At 68.4% G+C, this 22,980-nt stretch carries 23 protein-coding genes; 7 read left to right on the top strand and 16 right to left on the bottom strand.

Annotated elements, in window-relative coordinates; all coding sequences use genetic code 11:
• Positions 1-234 precede the first annotated feature (234 nt).
• Positions 235-1,434: a sodium:proton exchanger gene (locus LR394_RS01995; protein ID WP_407936969.1), complete on the top strand. Its 1,200-nt coding sequence runs from the start codon at positions 235-237 to the stop codon at positions 1,432-1,434.
• Here the strand turns inward: LR394_RS01995 and LR394_RS02000 are convergent.
• From LR394_RS02000 to LR394_RS02015, 4 genes are all read right to left on the bottom strand, one after another.
• On the bottom strand, positions 1,427-2,071 hold the full coding sequence (locus LR394_RS02000; RefSeq protein WP_231438575.1) for a response regulator: 645 nt from the start codon (positions 2,069-2,071) through the stop codon (positions 1,427-1,429). The two genes, LR394_RS01995 and LR394_RS02000, sit on opposite strands and share 8 nt — an antisense overlap.
• Positions 2,068-3,528 (bottom strand): sensor histidine kinase, encoded by a 1,461-nt coding sequence (locus LR394_RS02005; protein ID WP_231438576.1) that lies wholly within the window; start codon positions 3,526-3,528, stop codon positions 2,068-2,070. The genes LR394_RS02000 and LR394_RS02005 overlap by 4 nt, the downstream gene beginning before the upstream one ends.
• Before the next feature lie 23 nt (positions 3,529-3,551).
• Positions 3,552-4,094 carry a hypothetical protein gene (locus LR394_RS02010; protein ID WP_231438577.1) on the bottom strand — a complete coding sequence of 181 codons (543 nt, stop codon included), beginning with the start codon at positions 4,092-4,094 and terminating at the stop codon, positions 3,552-3,554.
• Between the two features lie 112 nt (positions 4,095-4,206).
• A complete protein-coding gene (locus LR394_RS02015) occupies positions 4,207-4,764 on the bottom strand; it encodes a DinB family protein (protein WP_231438578.1) in 558 nt (185 codons plus the stop codon).
• 307 nt (positions 4,765-5,071) lie between these two features.
• Here LR394_RS02015 and LR394_RS02020 point away from each other — a divergent pair, with 307 nt between their 5' ends.
• A complete protein-coding gene (locus tag LR394_RS02020) occupies positions 5,072-5,308 on the top strand; it encodes a hypothetical protein (RefSeq protein ID WP_231438579.1) in 237 nt (78 codons plus the stop codon).
• A gap of 458 nt (positions 5,309-5,766) precedes the next feature.
• Entirely contained in the window at positions 5,767-6,546 is a 780-nt protein-coding gene (locus LR394_RS02025) for a hypothetical protein (RefSeq protein WP_231438580.1), read from the top strand.
• 341 nt (positions 6,547-6,887) lie between these two features.
• Here the strand turns inward: LR394_RS02025 and bldC are convergent, their stop codons facing one another.
• The gene (gene bldC, locus LR394_RS02030; RefSeq protein ID WP_052533586.1) at positions 6,888-7,097 is read right to left on the bottom strand and encodes a developmental transcriptional regulator BldC; all 210 of its coding nucleotides are present in this window, start codon (positions 7,095-7,097) and stop codon (positions 6,888-6,890) included.
• An 865-nt stretch (positions 7,098-7,962) separates the two neighbouring features.
• Here bldC and LR394_RS02035 point away from each other — a divergent pair.
• Complete coding sequence (locus LR394_RS02035; protein ID WP_231438581.1) at positions 7,963-8,178, top strand: DUF3073 domain-containing protein; 216 nt, start codon at positions 7,963-7,965, stop codon at positions 8,176-8,178.
• A gap of 242 nt (positions 8,179-8,420) precedes the next feature.
• Here LR394_RS02035 and purM read toward each other — a convergent pair whose 3' ends face one another.
• The 8 genes from purM to LR394_RS02075 all read right to left on the bottom strand — a co-directional run bounded on the left by purM (position 8,421) and on the right by LR394_RS02075 (position 16,905).
• Positions 8,421-9,545 carry a phosphoribosylformylglycinamidine cyclo-ligase gene (gene purM, locus LR394_RS02040; RefSeq protein ID WP_407936960.1) on the bottom strand — a complete coding sequence of 375 codons (1,125 nt, stop codon included), beginning with the start codon at positions 9,543-9,545 and terminating at the stop codon, positions 8,421-8,423.
• Between the two features lie 64 nt (positions 9,546-9,609).
• Complete coding sequence (gene purF / locus LR394_RS02045; protein ID WP_231438583.1) at positions 9,610-11,172, bottom strand: amidophosphoribosyltransferase; 1,563 nt, start codon at positions 11,170-11,172, stop codon at positions 9,610-9,612.
• A gap of 86 nt (positions 11,173-11,258) precedes the next feature.
• The gene (locus tag LR394_RS02050) at positions 11,259-11,570 is read right to left on the bottom strand and encodes a hypothetical protein (RefSeq protein WP_231438584.1); all 312 of its coding nucleotides are present in this window, start codon (positions 11,568-11,570) and stop codon (positions 11,259-11,261) included.
• 17 nt (positions 11,571-11,587) lie between these two features.
• Complete coding sequence (locus LR394_RS02055; RefSeq protein ID WP_231438585.1) at positions 11,588-11,977, bottom strand: sterol carrier family protein; 390 nt, start codon at positions 11,975-11,977, stop codon at positions 11,588-11,590.
• 477 nt (positions 11,978-12,454) lie between these two features.
• Positions 12,455-13,753 carry a DUF1501 domain-containing protein gene (locus tag LR394_RS02060; protein ID WP_231438586.1) on the bottom strand — a complete coding sequence of 433 codons (1,299 nt, stop codon included), beginning with the start codon at positions 13,751-13,753 and terminating at the stop codon, positions 12,455-12,457.
• Between the two features lie 158 nt (positions 13,754-13,911).
• On the bottom strand, positions 13,912-15,333 hold the full coding sequence (locus tag LR394_RS02065) for a DUF1800 domain-containing protein (RefSeq protein ID WP_231438587.1): 1,422 nt from the start codon (positions 15,331-15,333) through the stop codon (positions 13,912-13,914).
• A 55-nt stretch (positions 15,334-15,388) separates the two neighbouring features.
• A complete protein-coding gene (locus LR394_RS02070) occupies positions 15,389-16,168 on the bottom strand; it encodes a class I SAM-dependent methyltransferase (RefSeq protein ID WP_231438588.1) in 780 nt (259 codons plus the stop codon).
• Complete coding sequence (locus LR394_RS02075; protein WP_231438589.1) at positions 16,165-16,905, bottom strand: TetR/AcrR family transcriptional regulator; 741 nt, start codon at positions 16,903-16,905, stop codon at positions 16,165-16,167. Before LR394_RS02075 ends, LR394_RS02070 begins: the two co-directional genes overlap by 4 nt.
• A 105-nt stretch (positions 16,906-17,010) precedes the next feature.
• Between LR394_RS02075 and LR394_RS02080 the strand changes: the two genes are divergently transcribed.
• Positions 17,011-17,931, top strand: coding sequence for an ATP-binding cassette domain-containing protein (locus LR394_RS02080; RefSeq protein WP_231438590.1), 921 nt, complete (start codon positions 17,011-17,013; stop codon positions 17,929-17,931).
• Positions 17,928-18,710 carry an ABC transporter permease gene (locus tag LR394_RS02085; RefSeq protein WP_231438591.1) on the top strand — a complete coding sequence of 261 codons (783 nt, stop codon included), beginning with the start codon at positions 17,928-17,930 and terminating at the stop codon, positions 18,708-18,710. The genes LR394_RS02080 and LR394_RS02085 overlap by 4 nt, the downstream gene beginning before the upstream one ends.
• Before the next feature lie 60 nt (positions 18,711-18,770).
• On the opposite strand, the gene LR394_RS02090 is transcribed toward LR394_RS02085, so the two are convergent.
• Genes LR394_RS02090 through LR394_RS02100 form a run of 3 tightly spaced genes read right to left on the bottom strand, consistent with a single transcriptional unit; the run spans position 18,771 to position 21,641 of the window.
• Positions 18,771-19,592: an ATP-binding cassette domain-containing protein gene (locus LR394_RS02090; RefSeq protein ID WP_231438592.1), complete on the bottom strand. Its 822-nt coding sequence runs from the start codon at positions 19,590-19,592 to the stop codon at positions 18,771-18,773.
• Positions 19,589-20,599 carry an ABC transporter permease gene (locus LR394_RS02095; RefSeq protein ID WP_231438593.1) on the bottom strand — a complete coding sequence of 337 codons (1,011 nt, stop codon included), beginning with the start codon at positions 20,597-20,599 and terminating at the stop codon, positions 19,589-19,591. The genes LR394_RS02090 and LR394_RS02095 overlap by 4 nt, the downstream gene beginning before the upstream one ends.
• A 4-nt stretch (positions 20,600-20,603) precedes the next feature.
• Complete coding sequence (locus LR394_RS02100; protein WP_231438594.1) at positions 20,604-21,641, bottom strand: substrate-binding domain-containing protein; 1,038 nt, start codon at positions 21,639-21,641, stop codon at positions 20,604-20,606.
• A 292-nt stretch (positions 21,642-21,933) separates the two neighbouring features.
• On the opposite strand from LR394_RS02100, the gene LR394_RS02105 reads away from it, so the two are divergent.
• Complete coding sequence (locus tag LR394_RS02105; protein WP_269328475.1) at positions 21,934-22,977, top strand: LacI family DNA-binding transcriptional regulator; 1,044 nt, start codon at positions 21,934-21,936, stop codon at positions 22,975-22,977.
• Positions 22,978-22,980: the final 3 nt, after the last annotated feature.

Genomic DNA, 22,980 nt, shown 5'->3' on the forward strand with positions numbered 1-22,980 from the left:
GGGGAGTAACTCCGCCGGTCCACGCCAGCGCTGGACCGGTGCGGATGGTCGCCATCACGGCTTCCTGCACCGATCGCGGGCAGCACGGTCATCCACCGTCGGACACCTCTGCGGCGGCGAGCCAGACCTTCGGCCAGTACCTCCGTTTGCCGGCCGGGTCGCTACCCTCAGCTTCGTCCAGGCGCTCCGGTCGAAAACCGACCGAGGGAGCCGTTTGTCGTGCCTACGCGTTTGATGTTTCGTTCCATCGGGCTGTGCACCCTGCTGGCCCTGCCGGCGATCGTCACCCGGCTGTCCGGTTCCCATCCGGAGCCGGTGCTGTCGATGATCATTTACGGTGTGGCTGTTTTCGCAGCGTCGTTCCTGCTCGCCTGGGCCGCCGAGGCCGCTCAGGTAGACATCTCCGGCGGCCTGGCGATCGCCATCCTGGCCCTGATCGCGGTGCTGCCGGAGTACGCCGTCGACCTCTACTACGCCTATACCGCGGGCAGTAATCCCGAGTACGTGCAGTACGCCGCGGCCAACATGACCGGCTCCAACCGGCTGCTGCTGGGGCTGGGCTGGCCGGTTGTGGTGCTGGTCGGGCTCTGGGCTCTGCGGCGCCGGGCCTTGTCCTCGAACCGCCCGGCCTTGCCGCGGAACCGCCGGGTTTTGTCGCTGAACCAGGGCAACCGTCTGGAACTGGGGTTTCTGCTGATCGCCGGGATCTTCGCCTTCGTGATGCCGCTGACCGGGCAGATCCACCTGTGGATGGGCGTGATCCTGTTCGCCTGGTTCGGCTGCTACGCCTACCGGCTCAGCCGGGGCGCGGTCGAGGAACCGCACCTGCAGGGCACCTCCGCCGCGATCGGGGCGCTGCCCCGGCGCCGGCGGCGCTGGACCTTGTTCGGGCTGTTCGCCTTCGCCGCCTTCATCGTGCTGCTGGCGGCCGAACCCTTCGCGCACAGCCTGGTGAACGCCGGGGCCGACCTCGGCATCGACGAGTTCCTGCTGGTGCAGTGGGTGGCGCCGCTGGCCTCCGAGGCGCCCGAGTTCATCATCGCGATCATGTTCGCCTGGCGAGGCAATGCCGGAGCGGCCCTGGCCACGCTGATCTCCTCGAAGGTCAACCAATGGACGCTTCTGGTCGGGTCGCTGCCGATCGCCTACCTGGCCGGTGGTGGCGGGGCGGCGTTGCAGCTGGACCACCGGCAGACCGAGGAGATGCTGCTGACCGCCACCCAGACGATGATGGGCGTGGCCCTGATCATCGGGCTGAAGTTCCACCACTGGTCCGCCTGGATCCTGTTGCTGCTGTTCATGGTCCAGTTCCCGGTGACCAGTACCGAGGGCCGGCTGATCCTGTCCGCGGTCTACGCCGTGATCGCGGTGGTCGTCTTCGCCTGGCACCGGAAACACATCCTGCCCACCTTGAAAGCTCCCTTCGCTAGGTGAGGTTCTCCCGGGCCCAGAGCGCGGCCGAGGTCCGGTCCTGCACCCCGATCCGGCGGAACACGTTTCCCAGGTGCACTTTTACTGTGCGCTCGCTGATCCCGAGAGCCCGGCCGACCTGCTTGTTGGCCATCCCCTTGGCCACCAGCCGCAGCACGTCCAGCTCGCGGGGCGACAACGGTGGCAGCTGCGGCTTCGGGCCGACCGCGCCCTCGGTCAGCAACGTCCGCGCCACCCGGGGGTCGAGCGGCGACCCCTGCTTGGCCGCAGCCAGTACCCCCGCCACCACGTCCTGCGGGTCGGAATCCTTGAGCAGGTATCCGATTGCCCCGGCCGCGAGCGCATCCCGCACCCGGTCGCGGTCGGAGAAAGAAGTAAGGACGAGCACCTGGGTCTGCGGTCTCAGGGCCAGCAGTTCGCGGGTTGCGGTGATTCCGTCGACACCGGGCATCGACAGGTCCATCAGCACCACGTCCGGCTCCGCGTTCTGGGTGAGCTCGATCGCCTGCCCACCGTCGGCGGCCTCACCGACCACGGCGATCTGCGGGTGCGCATCGAGCAGCGCGGCCAGGCCGGCCCGCACCAGGGCGTGGTCGTCGGCGAGCAGAACACGCACCGGATAGCGGATCTCATGGTTCATTCGGGCAACTCCAGCCGCCATCGGGTTCCTGCGCCGGGGGCCGTGCTCACCAGCAGTTCCGCCCCGGCGGCAGAGGTCTGGTCGGCGATCAGCCGCAGGCCGAAGTGGCCCTGCGCCGGGTCTGCCAGGACTGCGTCGAGGTCGAAGCCGACGCCGTCATCGATCACTTCCAGCACCGCACCGCGCAGCGTGACCTGAACGCTCTCGGCATCAGCATGCTTCATGGTGTTGCGCAGGCATTCCTGAGCCACCCGGAACACCAGCTCCTGAAGCTGCTGCCCCAGCTCCACCTCGTCCGGAACCTGCACTTGCACCGCAACCCCCTGGGCCCGCAGCGGCGCGGTCAGGTCGGTCAGCGCGGCCTTGAGCCCGGCCTCGCGCAGTGAGGGCGGGTAGATGTCGACCAGCAGCGAGCGCAGCCCGCCGATGCTGGAACGCACCGAGCTCGCGGCCAGATCCAGCTGCCGGGCGGTGGCCTGGTCGTTCGCCGCCCGGGCCCGGTCCGCCGCCCCCGCCACCAGGAAGGCGCTGCCGACCAGTTCCTGCACCGCGCCGTCGTGCAGGGTGGCCGCGATCCGCCGGCGCTCGTCGTCGGAGGACTGCACCGCCCGGGCCAGGTACGCCTCCCGCTCGTCCTGCGAGCGCCGCACCCGGGCGACCAGCGCCCAGGTCAGCGGGGCCTGGGCGATCAGCAGGAGCAGCAGACTGGTCAGGGTGATCCCGCCGAAACCCCGCCACAGCTGGCTGGTTCGTGCGGTGACCGCGTCGTAGGCGGAGTAGGTCTCGAACAGCAGGGTGCGCCCGTCGGGTGACCAGACCGGACGGTAGACCTCCAGCAGCTTGCGATTCTGGCTGCGCTCGAACCGGTTCTCGGGGGCGTCCAGCTCGCTGATCTCGGCCTTGGTGACCGGGCTCTTCAGCGCCTCGAGCTCTTCCTCGTCCAGCGGGAAGCGGTCGCCGATCAGCTGGGGCTCGTCGGCGTAGATGATCGTGCCGTCCGGGGCCCAGAGCTTGACCCGGATGATCGCCTCGCTCAGCAGGCGCTCGCGCACGGTGGTGTCCAGCCGTTCCAGCGCTGCGGTCCGGGTGGGCTCGTCGGTGGAGAACAGGTCGTCGCTGATCGCGGGCTGCATCACCGATTCCCCGAGCACATCGGTGATCGCCAGCGCATCGTTCACCGCCTCGCGCTCGGCGGCCCGGCGGGCGGTGACCGCGCTGGCGGCGGCGACCCCGACGAACACCAGCAGGGCAAGCACGACCACACCGCCGACCAGCCGACCCCAACGCAGCGGCTGATCAGCGGTGCGGGCCGCTCCCCCTGACGCAATGCTGACCCAGGCCGGGCTCGAGCCCTCACCCGGCGCAGCTCCTTCGGGCTCGGTGCTGAGCTCGGCGGTCGGCTCCTGCCCATCCGTGGCCAGCGGCACGGTCTGCGCGTCAGCCTCTTCGGAGCTCATGCCGCCCGTTCTCCTTCACCACTTCACCGCTCAACCCTGCTCTTGTCGTCTCCACCCTTGTCGTCCCCACCGCGACCGCGGTGGTGGCCACCATCGTCCTCATGCTTGTCATCGCCACCGCGCCCTCGGTGATCAGCGCTGTCGTCCCCACCGTGGTGACCGCTGTCGTCCCTGCTTGAACCGCTGTGGCGCCCGCTGTCGTCCGCACGTTTGTCGTCCCCGCTCCGACCGCTGTGGTCCTTACCCCGGCCACGGTCGTCCGTACCTTTCTCGTCCGAGCCCCGCCCCCGCCGTCCGTGGTCGTCGGTCGCATGGTGGGTAGAGCTGGCCGAGCTGCTGGGCATGTCGTCGGCTCCCCGGCCACCGTGCCGCCGTCCGTGGTCGTCAACAGTGGCCGAGGGGCTCGAGGTGGCGGTGCTACGCGGGTTGCTCAGGCTGTCCACCAACTGCACGTTGCTCTGGTCCACCGGGCGCTGGGCGCTCAGCGACGGGTTGGCCGCCAGCCCCAGCGCCGCCGGCAGGATCGCCGCCGCGGCCGCTCCGCTGATGATCAACGCCTTCTTCATCTCGTCCTCCTGGGTAGCCGGCATTTCGCGTACTACCCATTGGCGGTGACCGCGGGTTCGGACCGCCATGAGACAGAGGTACTAGGACCATTCCGACCTGCGAAGACGCGGATCAGCCCATGGTCTTCTGGCCGTCGATCGACTCGCGGATGATGTCGGCGTGCCCGGAGTGCTGGGCGATCTCGCCGATCAGGTGCAGCAGAACCCGGCGCGCCGACCAGGTGGCGCCGGCGGGGAACCACGGGGCCTCGGGCAGCGGATGAGACGCATCAAGGCTGGGCAGCGCCCGCACGATCTCCTCGGTGCGCGTGGCCACCTGCTCCCATTCGGCCAGGACGCTCTCCAGCGTCTCTTCGCCGATCAGCTTCCAGCCGTCCACCCAGAAGGCGGGGTCGTTCTCCCAGCCCTCGGGAAGGGCCACGGCGACCGGCCCCTCCACGATGAAGCGCGCCCACTGCGCCTCGGTCTCCCTCAGGTGCTTGGCCAGACCGGCCAGGGTGAGCTGGCTGGCGGTCGGCCGGGAGCCGGTCTGCTCGGCGCTGAGGTTCTGCAGGGTGAAGCGGAAGAAGTGGCGCCGCTCGGCCAGGGTCTCAAGCAACTCGATGGCTTCCTGACCGGCCCCCGCCGGAGCCTGACCAACGTCCTGAATGCTGCCCTGAGTGATCGACATCTCGGTCTCCTTCTCGGTCGTGGCCGGCCCGTGTTTTCGGGCGGCTGGAAGAACCGTAGAGAGGCTTTAGGTCATTTTCCTTCCGCTTGAGGCCCGCAACGCCCAGAAATTCGGCCCGATCGGCCACTCGCAGCCGATCATCACTCACTGTGAGTAAAGCGGGCTGGACCGGGCCGCTGTCTGGAGTAACCTGGATCTCGTCGGCGGCATAACCGCCATGATCGTCACGTTGTGGTAAGGGCGCGAGGCACGACGCGGTACCCCGCATCCACCACGCAGAGCACTACGTTCAGGATCGTTGTTTCCCATGGTTGAGAACGTCACCACCGCCCACTACGCCCAGTTCGTCGCCGTCTCCCCGGGCACCGTCCTGGAGCGCGGGCGGTTCGAGCTCCGGGTCACGATTCCCTCCAGCCGCTTCACCCGCAGCACGCAGGTCGATGTGAACGACAGCGCCACTGTCGCCTCGATCGAGCGCAACCTCAGCGATCGCTACGGCGAGTGCGTCGAGGTCGTCAACGCTCGGTGCATCAAGCAGAGCTGAGAGTCCGGCTCCAGCATTCGTCCGAGGCCGGTTCGAGGGCAGCCAACCCCCGAACCGGCCTCAGCCATGTCCGCGGTTGCCCGAACGGGCTGAGTCGGCTGACGGCGAGTGATGTTCGTGGGCCGCGCAAGCTCAAGTTTGCGCTATCCAGGCCTTATCAATCCGTCGAACGCGCACCAAGATCGGCCTTCCTGCACCAAGCTAGGAACGCCGAGTCTGAGAGCTGGGGGGAGTTCATGCAGCTACGTGGTAGCGCGGGGAATTTGGCGGGCATCCGGTCGCTCAAGATGGGAATTGCCTGTTAGCGTCCGATGAGTAACGCGCTGACACCATCGCCCGATGTACAGCATAGTGCACGTCGGGTGGCGAAACGGACGTCCGCAGAACCAACCCCAGGAACCACCCCCAGCACCGGTCAGACAGCGCACGGAGACAGCTCCGGCAGATGAGAGCGAGCCATGAGGTACGTCGGTAGACATCGGGCGCCCCGCCCCCTGCTGCTGCGCCGCCCGATCGTCGGTGGTGTGGCGGCAGCCGTCGTCATGGTTGCCCCTGCCTGGGCGCTGACGGGTCAGCTGAACAAGACCCCTTCGGACAACACCAGCCGGGCCTCGGCCAACCTGGTGGACGGCACCGAACTGCCGGCCGAGACCGGGACGTTCGGTTCCGCCGACATCCCGAGCACCGGCCCCACCGGCTCGCCGTCGGCGGACGAGTCGAGCGATGCGCCGACCGAGGTGGTCACCACCACGACCACCGACGCGGCCGGCCACCAGGTCGTCACCACGACGACCCGGCCGGTGGCCAACCCGCCGCGCAGCAACCCGAGCTCTGACTCGGACGACAAGGGCAAGGACAAGGACGACAAGCCCAAGAGCGACAAGCCGAAGGGTGACAAGGACAAAGACAAGGACAAGCCGTCGACGTCCAAGCCACCGACGTCCAAGCCACCAGCTGAGGACCCACCGCCCGCCGAGGACCCACCGCCTGCGGAGGAGGACCCCGAGGACCCACCGCCCGCGGAGGAAGACCCGGAAGACCCACCGCCCGCGGAGGAGGACCCCGAGGACCCGCCGGTGGAGGAGCCCACGGACACCGGCACGACCACGGCGAGTTCGGCCCCGGTCGAGACGACCGAGCCGAAGTCGACCCAGTCCCTGGACGCCAAGGTGAGCCCGAGCACAGTCCTGGCTCTACCTGCCCTCACGAATCCGGCAGATCTGCCTCTCTGGTCATAATTTCGCGACCAATTCGGGCGGATGGCGTGAGCCCTCTCCCGCTTCAGCGCGAAACGCCGGCAGGCCAGCTAAGGGCCGTCGATGACATCTCCTGGTGTCATTCGACGGCCCTTTTCCATGAGTGCGGGAGAAGCGCCTCTCCGGACCCCTGCGCAACACCTAAGCGTCTCCCGGCGGCGAGGCCGACGACCTTTCCGATCGGCCCACTATGAAAACACCTATTGCTTGTGCCAAAATCCCACTGGGTGTTTTCCACTACTCGGGCCACAAAGCCGAAAACCGCCGAGGCCGTAGTCAGCCCCGGCGGTAACCGGTTTTTATCGAGTTGTCGTCTTGGACCTTCAGTCCTCGTCGAGCCTTTGCTGCGGAATCCCAGCCAGCAAGGCCCGAACTTCCGACTCGCGGTAGCGGCGATGGCCACCGAGCGTTCGGATCGAAGAGAGCTTGCCGGCTTTGGCCCACCGGGTGACGGTCTTCGGATCGACACGGAATAGCGCGGCAACCTCAGCCGGTGTGAGCAGCGGCTCGGCGTCGGGCGATCGGGTGGTCATGTCAGCCTCCATGAACGGGGCGGATACCCCGGCTTCCGACATCGTGCCTTGTTAGGACACGTCGCGGGAACAATCCAGACGGATGATCCCCCATCAGGAGGAAGCATGACGTTGGTTGTGTACGTACGGTCACGGCATGGCACCTTACAGTGATCGAACCACGAATGTGGCCCATCCGACACGCCTCGCGGGTCGGTTCTAACCTTCGCTCTCGTGAGCACTCCCTCGATAGGCGATGTGCCCGCCGAACACCGGATACATGCCCCTCAATCGGGCTAGGTGTTTTCAACCAGACCACATCAAATCCACTCGAGAACGGCGTGTGCACCACTAAATCAGCCATGACTGTGTGGAGCACCCCCGAAGTACCCAGATCCATATTCTCAGATCCGAAGAGGGACGAAGCGTCACGGTACGACTTCTGAGTGAAGCGACACCTGTGAGTGACGCATTACTCACGGTCTATCGCTGACGACCACGAACCGACCCCCCGGCGATCGCGAACAGCTGCACGGGCGTGTTGCCCACGATTAGGACATAGCTATCAAACCATGCTGAAGCTCTCGGGGCTCGCTCTGACCGTCATGTGAGACCGGCCACTGCCCGGACGGGCATCGGGACCGCCCCGGACGACTCCCCGGAGCGGCGGGGTGAGCGTCCCACGCAGGTTGCACGTAGGATGGGGCCAGTAACACCGCGGTCGGCGAACGGGCCTCGGCGCACCCCTGGTTGGGTAAGCCGGTCCAACCGGGATGCCGGAACCGCACCAGACGATGTAGCGTTTGGCGTCACGAGAGACTGATGACCACTCCGGGGCCGCGCCGTGTGCGCCTGCGCCGGGTCGACGTTTAAGGGGGTCGACGCCATGGGGCGCGGCCGTCAGAAGGCCAAGCAGACGAAGGTCGCTAGGGAGCTGAAGTACTACAGCCCCAGCACCGACTATGACGCCTTGCAGAGGGAACTCGGACATGGTGAATATCGCCAGAGCCCGCCCGTGGATGACACGGATGCCGGACGTGACGACGACGGCGGCGAGTACGACGAGTACGCCGACTGGGCATCCAACGGTCGTCATCATTGACTGTTGACTCAATCCCCGGTGCCCGTGGGGTGCCGGGGATTGAGTCTGTCAAGGCGGCTTCGGGCGAGTTCCACCGGTCCACCTGAAGCAAGGTCGTCTGCGCCAGGCGATCAGCAGTTCGCATGTCGGCACGCCACGACGAGGTGGCGTGTTTTTCCATGCTTCGAACGGGTCCGGCACCTCCAGGTGCCGGGTCCGTTCTTCTGCTTGCCCCTGCGCAGATCATGACTTCTTCGGCACCGTCAGGCGCGGTACTCCCCGACCAGCCGGACCGAGCCGCCGTCCACACCCTTGGTGCCCTGGACGGCTCCTTCGGCGGCCGAACCGGCCGACACCTGTCCCAGAACCCAGGCGGGCAGGTTCCGGTCGCTGAACAGCGCCAGGGCGCGTTCGGCAGCAGCCTGGTCCACCACCAGCACCATGCCCACGCCGAGGTTGAACGTGCCCTCGGCGTCCAGCAGCGGCACCGAGCCGAGCTTCATCAGCAGGTCGAAGATCGGCTGCGGGGTCCAGGTAGAACGATCGAGATCGGCGCTCGTCCCGGCCGGCAGCACCCGGGCCAGGTTGGCCGCGAGCCCGCCGCCGGTGACGTGCGAGACCGCGTGCAGCTCCCGGCCCAGGGCCTCGGCCGCGGCCAGCACGTCGGCGGTGTAGATCCGGGTGGGCACCAGCAGCTCTTCGCCGATGGTGCGGCCCAGCTCGGGCACCTCGCGCTCCAGCGACCAGCCGGCCTGCTTGAGTACTCCGCGCACCAGCGAGTAGCCGTTGGAGTGCAGTCCGGAGGAGGCCAGGGCGATGACCACGTCGCCGGGCTGCACCCGCTCGGGCGAGAGCAGCTCGTCGGCCTCGACCACGCCGGTGGCCGCCCCGGCCACGTCGTACTCGTCCGGCGCCATCAGACCCGGGTGCTCGGCGGTCTCGCCGCCGACCAGCGCGGTACCGGCCAGCTCGCAGCCCTTGGCGATACCGCTGACGATCGCCGCGATCCGCTCGGGCACGACCTTGCCGACCGCGATGTAGTCGGTCATGAACAGCGGGCGAGCACCGCTCACCACGATGTCGTCCACGACCATGCCGACCAGGTCGATGCCGATCGTGTCGTGGATGTCCAGGGCCCGGGCGATGCCGATCTTGGTCCCGACCCCGTCGGTGCTGGTGGCCAGCAGGGGGTGCCGGTACTTGGTCAGGAAGCTCGCGTCGTACATCCCGGCGAAGCCGCCGATGCCGCCGAGGACCTCCGGGCCGTGGGTGCGCCGCACCGAAGCCTTCATCAACTCGACGGCGCGGTCACCGGCCTCGGTGTCGACACCGGCAGAGGCATAGGTCAGGGCCGTGGAACCCGGCTCAGCTGAAGCCACAAAGATCACCTTACTCGTTCAGGGGATGACGGACCGTTTCCGGTCGACGTCGAAAAGGGACTGACGGGATACGTCAGGGGCGGGTGAGCGCGTCGGCGGCGCCGCCGGCCAGGCCGGTGGAGACACCCTCGACATCGCGCTGGGCCTGCGGCCGGGCGATCTCCAGGCCGAGCTGGCGCTGCTCCAGCGCGTGCTTGCCCAGGTGCTCGGAGTCGGGCAGCTCGATCGGGTACTCACCGGTGAAGCAGGCCGTGCACAACCGGTCCCGTTTCTGCTCGGTGGCCTCGACCATGCCGTCCAGCGAGATGTAGCCCAGGGAGTCGGCGCCGATGCTGGCCCGGATCTCCTCCACGCCCAGGCCGCTGGCGATCAGCTCGGCCCGGCTGGCGAAGTCGATGCCGTAGAAGCACGGCCAGGTCACCGGGGCCGAGGAGATCCGCACGTGGATCTCGGCGGCGCCGGCCTCACGCAGCATCCGCACCAGCGCCCGCTGGGTGTTGCCACGCACGATCGAGTCGTCGACCACGACCAGGCGCTTGCCCTTGATCACGTTCTTCAGCGGGTTCAGCTTCAGCCGGATGCCCAGCTGCCGGATGGTCTGGCTGGGCTGGATGAAGGTGCGCCCGACGTAGGCGTTCTTCACCAGGCCCTGGCTGAACGGGATGCCCGAGGCCTGGGCGTAGCCGACCGCGGCCGGGGTGCCGGACTCGGGCACCGGGATCACCAGGTCGGCCTCGACCGGGTGCTCCTCGGCCAGCTTGCGGCCCATGTCGACGCGGGCCTCGTGCACCACCTTGCCGTTGATCGTGGTGTCGGGCCGGGCCAGGTAGACGTACTCGAAGATGCAGCCGGTGGGCTTGGCCTCGGCGAAGCGCTGCGAGCGCAGGCCGTCGGCGTCGATCGCGATGAACTCGCCCGGCTCCACCTCCCGCACGAACGCGGCCCCGACGATGTCCAGGGCAGCGGTCTCGGAGGCGATCACCCAGCCGGTCTCGAGCTTGCCGATCACCAGCGGGCGCACGCCGTTCGCGTCCCGGGCGCCGTAAAGCGTGTGCTCGTCCATGAAGACGAAGCTGAAGGCGCCGCGCAGGTGCGGAAGCACGTCCAGCGCAGTGGCTTCGAGAGTGTGATCAGGATCACCCGCGAGCAGGGCGGTCACCAGGGCGGTGTCGGTGGTGTTGCCGTTGACGATCTCGCCGCGGTCGGGGGCGCCGTAGCGCTCGGCCACCAGTTCCCGCAGCTCGTGCCCGTTGACCAGGTTGCCGTTGTGCGCCAGGGCCACCGTGCCGGCCGCCGTGTCGCCCAGGGTGGGCTGGGCGTTCTGCCAGGTCGAGCCGCCGGTGGTGCTGTACCGGGCATGACCGACCGCGATGTGCCCCCGCAGGGAGTCCAGCGAGGTCTCGTCGAAGACCTGGGAGACCAGGCCGATGTCCTTGTAGACCAGCAGTTGCTTGCCGTTGGAGACGGCGATACCCGCCGCTTCCTGTCCACGGTGCTGAAGTGCGTACAGGCCGTAGTAGGCCAGTTTCGCCACTTCTTCACCGGGGGCCCAGACTCCGAAGACTCCGCAGGCGTCCTGCGGGCCCTTCTCGCCGGGAAGGAGTTCGTGCGAAAGCCGTCCGTCGCCGCGCGCCACGTCATCGAGTGTCGCACATCCGGAGGAGGTCGCAGCATCACCCGCATGGCCGGACCAGGTCCGGACCGGCCTGTCGGACTTGCGGATCAGTCCTTGCGACGGTCCAGGAGAACGGCCACGCCGCAGCCCGCCAGGGCCCCCAGCAGCCCGAAAATGGCCACGAAATAGCCCAGAATGGTGCGCTCGGAGTAGTTGTCGGTCACCTCGAACGACAACGCCAGCACTGCCCCGACGATCACCCCGAGCAGCACACCTGTGAATCCGAACGCCCGGTAGCGCGGCGCCCGGCGCAGGCGGTAGCCCGCCGGCCCGTCGGCCTTGCCGCCGGCGTCCTCGGTCTCGGCCGGGTTTTCTTCGTCGTCGATCGGGGTCACGGACAGTCCCTTGCTCTCAGCCACCCCTTGACGGTACCGACCTACTGCGCGGTCGAGGGCAGCAGACCGCCCAGCGGCAGCAGATCGGACAGGTCGGCCCGCTGTCCGCTGGCCCGCACCCGTCCGTCGTAAGCGGCATCGGCCCAGCTCAACCGCCCAGAAACCAGCTCGAGCCAGGTCTGCGCATCGGTCTCCACCACGTTCGGCGGGGTACCCCGGGTGTGCCGGGGCCCGTCGATGCACTGCACGGCCCCGAACGGCGGCACCCGCACCTCGGTGGTCGGGCCGGGTGCGCGGGCCGCGAGTTCTTCCAGCGTGAAGCGAACCGCGTTGGCCAGCGTGGGCCGGGGTACGCCGGTGGGCTCGGCCGCCCAGGCCTCGAGGGCGCTGCGGCCCACCGCAATGTCGATCTTGCGCTTTCTCACCACCACGCTGCTCATTTTGGGCCCGCCTGCGGCATCGGCCCAAACCCCAGATGTGAGACGTCGGTCAGCCGCGGCTTTCGCAGGTGGCAGTGGGTCGCAGCATCCGGCGTTCCTCCCCTCGACCACCCGGCAGCCTCACCCGACCGCGCCTGGCCGCCCGATGTCGCACCCGCCGCCCTCATGTCGCACCTAGCGGATCGTTGTCGCACCCAGCCGCCCATCCCACACCCAGCGGCCCGTTGTCGCACCTAGCGGCCCCATGTCGCACCCAGCGGCTCGCTGTCGCACCTAGCGGCTTGAAGTTGCAGGTTTGGCCCTTCTAACGGCCTTTTTCGGCGACAACCGCCCGCGTACTGCGACAACGATCCGCCAAGTGCGACATCATCCCGCGGACGAGTGCAGCGAGAAAGCAGCCGCGGATCTCAACTTTTGGCGAGGGCCGGCCCCTCCCCAAGGGTGGGTGGGTACCGCCCCACGCCAAATTCAGGCCGCCTTGACCAGGCCGAGTGGGGCGGAGCCCGGCAGCCCGGGGAAGATCTGCGACAAAGAGCCTGCTCCGCAGCGCTTCTGCAGGATCTCGCCGAGGATCGTGCGGTAGTCGGTGGTGCCGGCCAGGTCGCCGTCCACCAGGTCGGCCTCGGACAGGCCCGGCCAGCGCCCGTGCACCTGGCCGCCGTTCACCCCGCCGCCCAGCAACAGCACCGCGTTCCCGTGGCCGTGATCCACACCACCAGAACCGTTCTCGCCCACCCGGCGGCCGAACTCGGACAGCGTCACCACCGTGACCTTCTGGAACCGGTTGCCCAGGTCGGTGGCGAACGCAGCCAGGGACAGGGCCAGGTCGTTCAGGTGGTCGTGCATCCAGCCGTTGTCGGCCGCGCCCATGTCGGCGTGCATGTCCCAGTCGCCCTCGTCCACACAGGCCACCTGCAGTCCCACGTCAGCCTTGATCATGCGGGCCACGTCGCGCAGGGCCTTACCCAGGGCCGAGTCCTTGGGGTACACAGCGCCGTTCGCAGGGGTGTACTTCTTGGCGGCGAGCGCGGCGGTGGTTCCGGTTGCGCTGAGCGTGGCCTTGGCGGGCAGGCCGACAGCGGGCGGGGCGCCGGCGTTCATCGCGGTCAGGGCTTTGGTCCAGCGGTTGCGCTCGGCGGTGTTCCAAGCGCCGGCGATCTTGAACGAGTCCACGCTGCCCAGCGCCAGCTCTGGCGTGGGTCCGGCCAAGGCCAGGGGTACGTCGTTCGACCCGACCTGCGAGGCCTGGAAGATCGTCCCCCGAGCACGGCTGCCGAGCGTTCGGTCGAGCCAGCCGGTGCGCAGGCTGGATCCCGGCGCGGCGCGTTCCAGTTCCTGCATGGCCTGGAAATGCGAGCGGGTGGGGTTGTCCTGGCCGACCGCGTGTACGGCACCGAAAGTCCCGGCGCTCCAGAATTTCTGCAAGGGCTTCAGGGCGGGGTGCAGACCGAAGATGCCACCAGCCGGAAGCAGTGAGCGCTCCTGGATACCGATGGTCGGACGAGCCTCCAGGTAGCCCGGGTCACCAATCGGCACCACCGCGTTCAGGCCGTCGAAGCCGCCGCGCAGCGAGAGCACGACCAGCACGTCACCGGTGTAGGCAGCCGGGGCGGCGGCGAAGGCGAACTGGGCGTTGAACCCGTCCACCGCCGTCATTACGCCGCCCAGGGCACCGGCCGTGGCCAGGCCGCGCAGCAGGGTGCGGCGGGAAAGACCGCCAGAGGCACTGGGGCCGTCGGGGCACAGGCAGTGGGCGCGGGTACTCATGCAGGCGGCGGTGTCCTCAAGCGTCGAGTCAGTCGTTTCAGAAGAGCTCAGGAGAACTCAGGCAAGTTCGGGTGTTGGATCGGCTGAACAGTCCCATCGGTAACGACGCCCGGCCCATGAGCCCCGCAAAAGTGAGGCGGGACACGTCCGCAAGCAGTTCACCGAAGCGCGTGCGCAGGCGAGTCGAGCAGCAGACTCACCACGTACGGCAGCCGCCAGCCGATGATCACGCTGTCCTTGGCGATCGGCGTGGCCGGCGTGATCTTGTGCCATTCGTCGGTCAGGAAGTCGCAGACGGCGATCTGCTGGGCCTTCGTGGCCTTACGTTGCAGCAGACGCTCGGCCAGGGCATTGATCAGAGCGCCGTGAGTGGCCGGACGGGGACTGGGAATCAGCGTGGTGAGCGCCGGTCCGGTAAGGGTTTTGGGCCACCAGCGGGCTGCGATGTCCAGGTGCGCATTCCAGCGGGCCAGCGTTCCGGCCGGAGACTGCCAGGCCGCCGCCACGTCCGGATATCCGTTCGGCGGGCCCCAGTACAGCGGGGCGTGGCCCATGTCCAGAATCATCCAGTGCAGGCTCTCGATCCCGGCAATTCCCTTGGCATCCGCCTTCATTCCGAGAATCCGCAAGGTGGCCACCAGATCCTCGTACGGCCGGCGCACCTTCTGCCCGGCCGACGTGGCGAATTCCCGGCTGCCGAAAAGCGCTCGTAGCACCGGAACAATGGCGGTGTCGTTCTCCAGATAGACCTGGGTCAAGCGGGAAATCAAGGACGCGGGCGGATTGTCGCTGACGAAACGCAGACTGAGTTTGGTGGCCAGTTGCCGGGCGGTGTTCTCGTGCCGGGCCAGATATTCCAGATAGCGCACCGCCAGTTCCTGGCCGCCCTCGGCGCTCGAGTTCGGATCGCTGAAGCCGAGAACGCTGACCGGGCCGATGAAATGACGATCGGCACGATAGACCGCCTCGCCGGAACCGTCGGTGCCGAATCCGGTGAGGATGCGGGCGCTGTTCTTCACGTCGTCCTCGGTGTACCCGGTACCGACCCCGACCGTGTGCAGTTCGAGCAGCTCACGGCCCTGGTTCTCGTTCGGGTGCTCCTTGGTCGAGGAGGCGTTGTCGAGATAGCTCTGCATGGCCGGGTGCAGGCTGGCGGCCACCAGCAGATCGCTGAACTTGCCGAAAGTGTGCTGCCGGACGACCTTGTCGTAGTCGGCGCGGGAGTCCCAGACGTCGCCGGAGGGGCAGGTGACGTTCAGGTGGTTGGACCAGAACTCGACCATCAGCTCGAACAGCTGGCGCTCGCTCCAGGCCGCCCGCACCAGCGTGGCCCGGGTCAGCTCGACCATCACGTCCCAGCTGCCGAAGTCGTCGGCGTACTCGGCCCGCACCTTGGCGATCGGCCACTGCACCCGCGGAAAGCGCCGCAGCACCCCGGTCACGTAGTCGTCGGGGATCGCGGCCGGCTCCAGCTGCCGATCCAGCCAGGCCTGGCGGCCCGTCCTCTGGGCCTCGGCCAGCAGCGCAGGCGTCGGTCCGTAGCTGGCTCGGCGCAGCAGGAGCAGAGTCTGGGCGTCCATCTGAGGGTCTGTCGGCAGCCGTCCGGGGTGCCTGACCCGCCGTACGGGTGAAGGCTCAGAGCAGTCGGGTGCGCGAGCGGTGGCAGTGCGTGCGGTGCGGCAGTCGCAGCTGTTGCGGGGTGCCCTGTTCGGTGGCCACTCGTTCGCCGAGCTCCCGGATCCGGCCCAGGATCTGCTCCCGCTGCGGATGGGTGTCCACGTAGGACCAGCTCGAGGCCAGTTCGGCCAGCTGGGCGGGCGAGAGAGTGAGCGAGTACTCGAACTCGGTGCGCTCCACCGGCTCGAACGGCTCGGGCAGCACGACCTGGGTGTCACCGGCGTGCACCCGGCCCTTGGCACCGGCCTCGCGGCGTTCCTCGGCCTGCCACTGCGGCAGCTTGGCCAGCTCGTTCAGCTCCTGCACCCACGGCACGTCCTGGTCCCGCTCGTGCCAGGCGATCGCCAGCAGCCCGCCCGGCCGCAGCACCCGGGCCACTTCCAGTGCGGCCTCGGGCTGGGCGAACCAGTGCCAGGCCTGGGCCACCGTCACCACGTCGGCACTGTGGTCGGGCAGCGGGATGCTCTCCGCCGGGGCCTGCACAGCAGTGGCCTGCGGCACGGCACTGACCAGGACGTCGTACATGCCCGGGCTCGGCTCGACCGCGGTGACCCGGTGCCCGAGGTCGACCAGGGTGCGGGTGAGCTTGCCGGTGCCGGCGCCCAGATCGATCACGTCGAGCCGTTGGTCGGTGGTTGCGGTCAGCCAATGGACGGTGGTGGCGGGCCAGTCGGGACGGATGCTGTCGTAGGTGGTGGCGTTGGCGCCGAACGAGACCCGCTGCTCTTCCCAGCTCATGCCGAAGGCCTTTCGTCGGGGGCCACACCCAGCAGCCCGCTCATCGTGTTGATCAGGACCCGGCCGAACAGGTCGTCGGCGTTCTTGCGGGCCAGGGCGTCGGGCGGAGGTGCCGAGCTGACCAGCTCGGCCAGGTAGGGGTGGCGGCCGTCGGCCACCTGCTCGGCCAGGTACGCGGCGTTGGCCAGCTGAGCCTCCGGCCGGGTGTTGCCGTGCTCGGCCTGCTCGTCGACGGCGAACAGGCCGACCAGACCGTTGAAGATCGCCGAGGCCTCCATCTTGGTCGTGGCCGGGGCCGGGACCTCGGCCAGGGCGGCCACCACGCGCTCGGTGTAGTCGATCATCGCCGGGCCGAGCAGCGAGGCCCGGGCCTGGCCGGACATCACGAACTCGAGCAGCCAGGAGTGCTGGTGGTAGCAGCTACGCAGGGCCCGGCCGATGTCGAGCAGGTCGGCCCGCCAGCCCCGGCCGGTGGGGGTGGCCGGTAGCTCGAGGCTGCCGATGCAGGCGTCGGACATCAGGGCGAGCAGCTCGTCGCGGCTGGCCACGTACCGGTAGAGGGAGGCCGGCGCCAGGCCCACGGCCGCGGCGACCTTGCGGATCGAGACCGCCTTCAGCCCTTCCGCATCGGCCAGTTCCACCGCGGTGGCCGCGATCGAGGCCCGGCTGTACTCCGGGGCCGGCCCGCGGGTGCCCCGCTCAGAGCGCTTCCAGATCGGCAGGTCGGAGTCGGGCACCGGCCCATCTTCTCGCATGCCAGTTCCGCACAAGATACTGCGAACGCCGATCGCAGTATGCTTCACTGGAAACTGCGAACACTGATCGCAGTTGAGGGAGGCGGCGTGATCGAGGCAGAGGGACTCGGCCGGGGGTATGGCGAGGTGCAGGCTCTGGAGTCGCTGGATCTGTCGGTGCCGGAGGGGACGGTCTGCGCGCTGCTCGGGCCGAACGGCGCGGGCAAGACCACGGCGATCCGGATTCTGGCCACCCTGCTGGCCCCGGACACCGGCACGGCCCGGATCTGCGGGTACGACGTGGCCACGCAGGGCGCTCAGGTACGGCGCCGGATCGGGCTGGCCGGGCAGCACGCGGCCGTGGACGAGGCCCTGACCGGACGGGACAACCTGTTCATCCTGGGCCTGATGCATCACCTGGGCCGTCGGGCGGCCCGGGCCCGGGCAGCAGAACTGCTGCAGCGCTTCGATCTGGAAGCGGCGGCGGACCGGCCGGTCAAGGGCTGGTCCGGTGGGATGCGCAGGCGACTGGACCTGATCGCCAGCTTGATCGCCGAGCCGCCGGTACTGTTCCTGGACGAGCCCACCACCGGCCTGGATCCGCACAGCCGCGACGAGATCCACTCCGCCGTGGCCGAACTCACCCGGTCCGGCACCACCGTGCTGCTCACCACGCAGTACCTGGAAGAGGCCGACCGGCTGGCCGACAACCTGATGGTGATCGACTCCGGCCGCGAGATCGCCCAGGGAACGCCGGAGGAGCTCAAGGACCTGATCGGCGCCCGGGTGGAGGTGGTTCTGCCCTCGGACGAACAGATTTCGCAGGCCGAGCAGGCCCTGACCGCACTGGGTGGCGACGACGTGGCGGTGCAGGAACACCGGGTCTCGGCCACCGTGAAGGCCGGATCACTCACCCTGCCGGAGCTGGTCCGCCACCTGGACGAGCTGGGGATCACCCTGCAGGACACCGGGATTCGCCGCCCCACCCTGGACGAAGTCTTTCTCAACCTGACCAGGAGCACCCGATGAGAGATGCCCTGCCCGCCGCCGAGCGCCTGCTGACCTCGGTGATCCGCAACCCGGCGTTCATCCTGGTCCTGGTCACCGCGCCGATCGTGCTGGTGCTGATCTTCGGGTTCATCTTCGGCGGGGCGATCGCGCTGCCCGGCGAGAGCTCCGGAGGGCAGACCTATCGGGAGTTCCTGCTGCCTGGGCTGCTGGTGATGACCGCCTCCAACATCGTGCCCTCGATGGTCAGCGCGGCCAAGGAGAATCACTCCGGCCTGACCGACCGATTTCGCTCGCTGCCGATCAGCCGGGCCGCCGTTCCGGCCGGAAGCGCATTGGCCACCCTGGTTTACGGGGTGATCAGTTTCAGCATCATGATGATCTGCGGGCTGGTGGTGGGCTGGCGGATCCGCGGCAGCCTGGCCGACACCCTGCTCGCGATGCTCATTCTCCTGCTGTTCCAGTTCTCGGCCAGCTGGATCGGGATGTATCTGGGCTATTTGTTCGACGACGAGGAAACCGCAGGACAGGCCGCGATTCTGGCGATTCCGCCGGGCATGGTCTCCAACGTCTTCGTGCCGACCGAGAGCATGCCGGCCTGGCTCGGCACGATCGCCGCCTGGAATCCGCTGAGTTCGGTGGCCGCCGCGCTGCGCGAGTTGTTCGGAAACCCCAGTGCCCCCACCGGTGGTGCCTGGCCGCTCGAGAACCCGGTCACCGCGTCCCTGATCTGGACTCTTGGGCTCTTGGCAGTTTTCGTTCCGCTGTGCACCCTGCGGTATGCGCGGGCCGGTAGGTAACCCCCAAACTAAAGGACGCCGTGGTCGCCTTGGTGACCACGATGTCCTTTAGTTTGGTTTCTAGGAAGGAGTATTCGGAGCAGGCGCAGCGCCGGTCATGATGGCTACCGTTTCGGACATCGAGTGCGAGGCCGGGGTGACCACGGCGACCCGCCGCCCCAGACGCTGGATGTGGATGCGGTCGGCCACCTCGAACACGTGCGGCATGTTGTGGCTGATCAGGATGACCGGCAGGCCGCGGTCGCGCACGTCGCGGATCAGTTGCAGCACCCGGTTGCCCTCCTTCACCCCCAGCGCCGCGGTGGGCTCGTCGAGGATCACCACCTTGCTGCCGAACGCCGCCGAACGGGCTACCGCCACTCCCTGCCGCTGGCCTCCGGAAAGGCTTTCCACCGCCTGGCCAATGTTCTGCAGCGTGGCGATCCCGAGCTCGCTCATGTGCCGCTGCGCCTCGATCCGCATCTGCTTACGGTCGAGCATCCGCAGCACCGATCCCAGCGGACCGGCCTTGCGAATCTCCCGGCCCAGGAACAGATTGTCGGCAATATCCAGGCCCGGCGCGACCGCCAGGGTCTGGTACACCGTCTCGATCCCGGCCTGCCGGGCGTCCATCGGGCTGCGGAAGTTCACCTGCTCACCGTCCAGCCAGATCTCGCCGTCATCCGGCACCAGGGCTCCCGAAAGCGCCTTGATCAGACTGGACTTGCCCGCCCCGTTGTCGCCGATCACCGCGAGGATCTCGCCGGGGTACAGCTCCAGGTCCGATCCGCTCAGCGCGGTGACCCGGCCGTAACGCTTCACCAGGCCCCGGGCCCGCATCACCGGGACCTTCTCGACCAGGTCCACCTCGTGCAGCCTCTCGGTGGGTGGTTGCGTGCTCATGCCCTCACCTTCCGGATCCATTGATCGATGGTGACCGCGAGCAGGACCAGCAGGCCGATCGCGAAGCCCTGCCAGACCACCTGAACCCCGGCCAGCACCAGTCCGTTACGGAAAACTCCGACGATCAGCGCGCCGACCAGGGTGCCGACCACTCCGCCCCGGCCGCCGAAAAGGCTGGTGCCGCCGAGCACCACCGCGGTGATCGAGTCGAGGTTGTACTCCGTGCCCACGTTCGGGTCGGCGCTGGCCAGTCGGCCGATCAGGACCCAGGCGGCGACCGCGTAGATCGCCCCGGCCACGGTGTAGACCGACAGCAGCACCCTGCTCGTCCGAATCCCGGCCAGCCGGGCGGCCTCGGCGTCGTCACCGGTCGCGCGGACGTGTTTGCCCCATGCGGTGTGGGCCAGCAGGTAGAAGAAGAACCCGAACAGCAGCAACATGATGATCGAGCCGTAGGTCAGCCGGAAGCTGCCGATCGGGATGGTGTCGCCGGTCCAGGTCATGATCGCCGGCAGATCGCTGCCGCGGACCGTCTCGCTGCCGGAGACCACCGAGTTCAGTGCGAAGAAGATGGACAGGGTGCCCAGGGTGACGATGAACGGCGGCAGCTTGATCCAGGTCACCAGGACGCCGTTGAACGCGCCCATCGCGGTACCGAAGAGCAGGCCGGCCAGCAATGCGACCACTCCCGGAAAGCCTGCTTCGAAGGCCAGGTTCGCCATCAGGATCGAGGAGAACACCGCGATCGCCCCGGCCGACAGGTCGATCCCGGCGGTCAGGATGATCAGGGTCTGGCCCAGGGCCAGCAGGGCGATCACGGTGACCTGCTGCAGCACCAGGCTGAGGTTCTCCGGGTTGAGGAACCGGGTGTTGATGATCGAGAACACGATCACCGCCAGCAGCAGCACGGCCAGCGGCCCGAGGGTGGGCTGGGCGTGCAGCAGGTGCTGCAGCCGGTCCGGCACCGACTCGCGCCGGCTCTCCTCGAAGCCCGTATCGGTGGTCATCCCTTTACCCCCAGCAGTTCTCGGTGCCGAACGTGGAGTCTTCCGAATCCACGCCGGTCTGCGGATCGTCGGTGATCAGAGTGACTCCGGTATCGGTGAAGTCCTGGCCCGGCGGGTTGCCCGGGGTCTGGCCGGTGCGCTCGAACTCGGAGATCGCCGCCACTCCCTCGGCCGCCATCTTCAGCGGGTACTGCTGCGAGGTGGCGCCCAGCTGGCCGTCTTTCACGCTCTGCACGCCCGGGCAGCCGCCGTCGATCGCCACCACGATCACGTCCTCGGCCTTGCCCGCCGCCTTCAGTGCCTCGTAGCCACCGGCCGCGGCGGGCTCGTTGATGGCGTAGACCAGGTTGATCTCCGGATCACGCTGCAGCAGGTTCTCCATCGCGGTGCGCCCGCCCTCGGCCGCGCCGTCGGTGACGTCGTGCCCGGAGATGCGTGGGTCGTTCTCGTCGCCGATCCGGTTCGGGTCGCCCGGGTCGATCCCGAAGCCCTCCATGAAGCCCTGGTCGCGCTGGACATCAACCGAGACCTGGTCGGAGTTCAGGTCCAGGAAGGCGATCCGGGCGTTCTCGGCCTCGGCGCCCAGCTTGGCCTTCGCCCACTCCCCCACCAGTTTTCCGGCCTGGAAGTTGTCGGTGGCGAAGGTGGAGTCGGCGGCGTCGGGCGGGTCGAGCTGACTGTCCAGCGCGACCACCGCCAGGCCGGCCTCCTTGGCCCGCTCGATCGCCGGCACGATGGCGCGCGAGTCGTTCGGGGCGATCATGAAGCCCTCGGCGCCCAGGGCCATCAGGTTCTCGATCGCGGTGACCTGCGACTCGTTGTCGCCGTCCACCTTTCCGGCGAACGTGCGCAGGTCGATGCCGTCCTGCTCGGCCTGGGCCTGCGCGCCCTTCTTCATCGTGACGAAGAACGGGTTGGTGTCGGTCTTGGTGATCAGCCCGATGATCGGCCGGCCGTCGCTGCCGCCGGAACACGCGGCCAAGGCGATCGCGGATCCGGCCAGGACGAGAGCGGCCACCCGGTGGGCACCTGAACGCGGCACGAAGCGGCTCCCTGTTTCGCGTCGAGCCGCTCACCCGGGCAGTTTCGGCCGCATACAGGCGCACCCGGGCAGGCTCCCGACATCCTTGTCGGCTGCTGCACAACTTCTAACAAGTTACGCCAGATCGGATGATTCGGTAACCGGGTGATTACTGCGGAATCCGCTCGGCGCAGCTTCGTCGAACCTGCTCCGCAGGCCACAACCGCGCGGTAGGTTCGACGCCAGGGGGATGTCGATCTCGGGCCCGAGGGGAGCGGCAGGCATGGAAAGCCAGCTGCCGGAGACTGCAGGAATGCACGAGGAAACCGCACGACGGGGACAACCGCTCGGACGTCGCCCGACCATGCGGGACGTCGCCGCGGTCGCGGGCGTCAGCTTGAAAACGGTTTCGAGGGTGGTGAACGGGGAACCGGGGGTCTCCAGCACCCTCGGCCGCCGGGTGCGCGACGCCATCGACGAGCTCGACTTCCGGCCGAACATCGGGGCCCGCAGCCTGCGGCGCGCGGGGGGCCGGACCGCAACTGTCGGATTACTGCTTGAGGACGTGTCGAACCCGTTCTCCTCGGCCCTCCAGCGGGCGGTCGAGGACGTGGCGATCCCGCGCGGGGTCATGGTGTTCACGGCCAGTCTGGACGAAGACCCGCAGCGCGAGCGCGAGCTCACCCGCGCCTTCAGCGCCCGCCGGGCCGACGGTCTGATCATCGCCCCGGCCAGTACCGACCAGTCGTACCTGGAGAGCGAGGTCCGGGCCGGCACCGCGATCGTCTGCATCGACCGCGCGGCCCGGCGCCTGGAGGTGGACTCGGTGCTCACCACCAACGTGGCGGGGGCCACCGCCGGGGTGCAGCATCTCCTCGAGCACGGTCACCGGCGGATCGCCTTCCTGGGCGACCGGGCCGACATCACCACCGCCCAGCAGCGCTACGAGGGCTACCTGGCGGCGCTGAACCAGGCCGGTATCGCGGTGGACACCAGCATCGTGCTGAGCGATCTGACCAGCCAGGCACTCGCCCAGGCCGCGGCGGCGGAACTGCTGGGCCGGGCCGATCCGCCCACCGCTGTGTTCGCGGCGCAGAACCTGGTCACCATCGGCGTGGCCCGGGCGTTGCGGCAGCTGAAGCAGGAGCGCTCGGTGGCGCTGGTCGGTTTCGACGACTTCCCGCTGGCCGACCTGCTCGATCCGGGAGTCACGGTGGTGGCGCAGGATCCGATCGCGATCGGGCGGCTGGCGGCCACGGTGCTCTTCGACCGGATCGGGGGCAACGATGCCCCACCGGCCACGCACGTGGTTCCGACCCGGCTGATCGCCCGGGGCTCGGGCGAGATCCGGCCCTGAGGC

It is taken from the genome of Kineosporia babensis, from assembly GCF_021129305.1.
In the GTDB taxonomy this organism is placed as follows: Bacteria; Actinomycetota; Actinomycetes; order Actinomycetales; family Kineosporiaceae; genus Kineosporia; species Kineosporia babensis.

Coding starts and splice junctions, on each gene's coding strand:
- bldC (WP_052533586.1), bottom strand. CDS start 7,097: ATGACCACCCGATCGCCCGACGCCGAGCCGCTGCTCACACCGGCTGAG.
- LR394_RS02000 (WP_231438575.1), bottom strand. CDS start 2,071: ATGAACCATGAGATCCGCTATCCGGTGCGTGTTCTGCTCGCCGACGAC.
- LR394_RS02065 (WP_231438587.1), bottom strand. CDS start 15,333: ATGGACGCCCAGACTCTGCTCCTGCTGCGCCGAGCCAGCTACGGACCG.
- LR394_RS02070 (WP_231438588.1), bottom strand. CDS start 16,168: ATGAGCTGGGAAGAGCAGCGGGTCTCGTTCGGCGCCAACGCCACCACC.
- LR394_RS02010 (WP_231438577.1), bottom strand. CDS start 4,094: ATGAAGAAGGCGTTGATCATCAGCGGAGCGGCCGCGGCGGCGATCCTG.
- LR394_RS02105 (WP_269328475.1), top strand. CDS start 21,934: ATGCACGAGGAAACCGCACGACGGGGACAACCGCTCGGACGTCGCCCG.
- LR394_RS02020 (WP_231438579.1), top strand. CDS start 5,072: ATGGTTGAGAACGTCACCACCGCCCACTACGCCCAGTTCGTCGCCGTC.
- LR394_RS02060 (WP_231438586.1), bottom strand. CDS start 13,753: ATGAGTACCCGCGCCCACTGCCTGTGCCCCGACGGCCCCAGTGCCTCT.
- LR394_RS02090 (WP_231438592.1), bottom strand. CDS start 19,592: ATGAGCACGCAACCACCCACCGAGAGGCTGCACGAGGTGGACCTGGTC.
- LR394_RS02015 (WP_231438578.1), bottom strand. CDS start 4,764: ATGTCGATCACTCAGGGCAGCATTCAGGACGTTGGTCAGGCTCCGGCG.
- LR394_RS02095 (WP_231438593.1), bottom strand. CDS start 20,599: ATGACCACCGATACGGGCTTCGAGGAGAGCCGGCGCGAGTCGGTGCCG.
- LR394_RS02025 (WP_231438580.1), top strand. CDS start 5,767: ATGAGGTACGTCGGTAGACATCGGGCGCCCCGCCCCCTGCTGCTGCGC.
- LR394_RS01995 (WP_407936969.1), top strand. CDS start 235: ATGTTTCGTTCCATCGGGCTGTGCACCCTGCTGGCCCTGCCGGCGATC.
- LR394_RS02035 (WP_231438581.1), top strand. CDS start 7,963: ATGGGGCGCGGCCGTCAGAAGGCCAAGCAGACGAAGGTCGCTAGGGAG.
- LR394_RS02005 (WP_231438576.1), bottom strand. CDS start 3,528: ATGAGCTCCGAAGAGGCTGACGCGCAGACCGTGCCGCTGGCCACGGAT.
- LR394_RS02085 (WP_231438591.1), top strand. CDS start 17,928: ATGAGAGATGCCCTGCCCGCCGCCGAGCGCCTGCTGACCTCGGTGATC.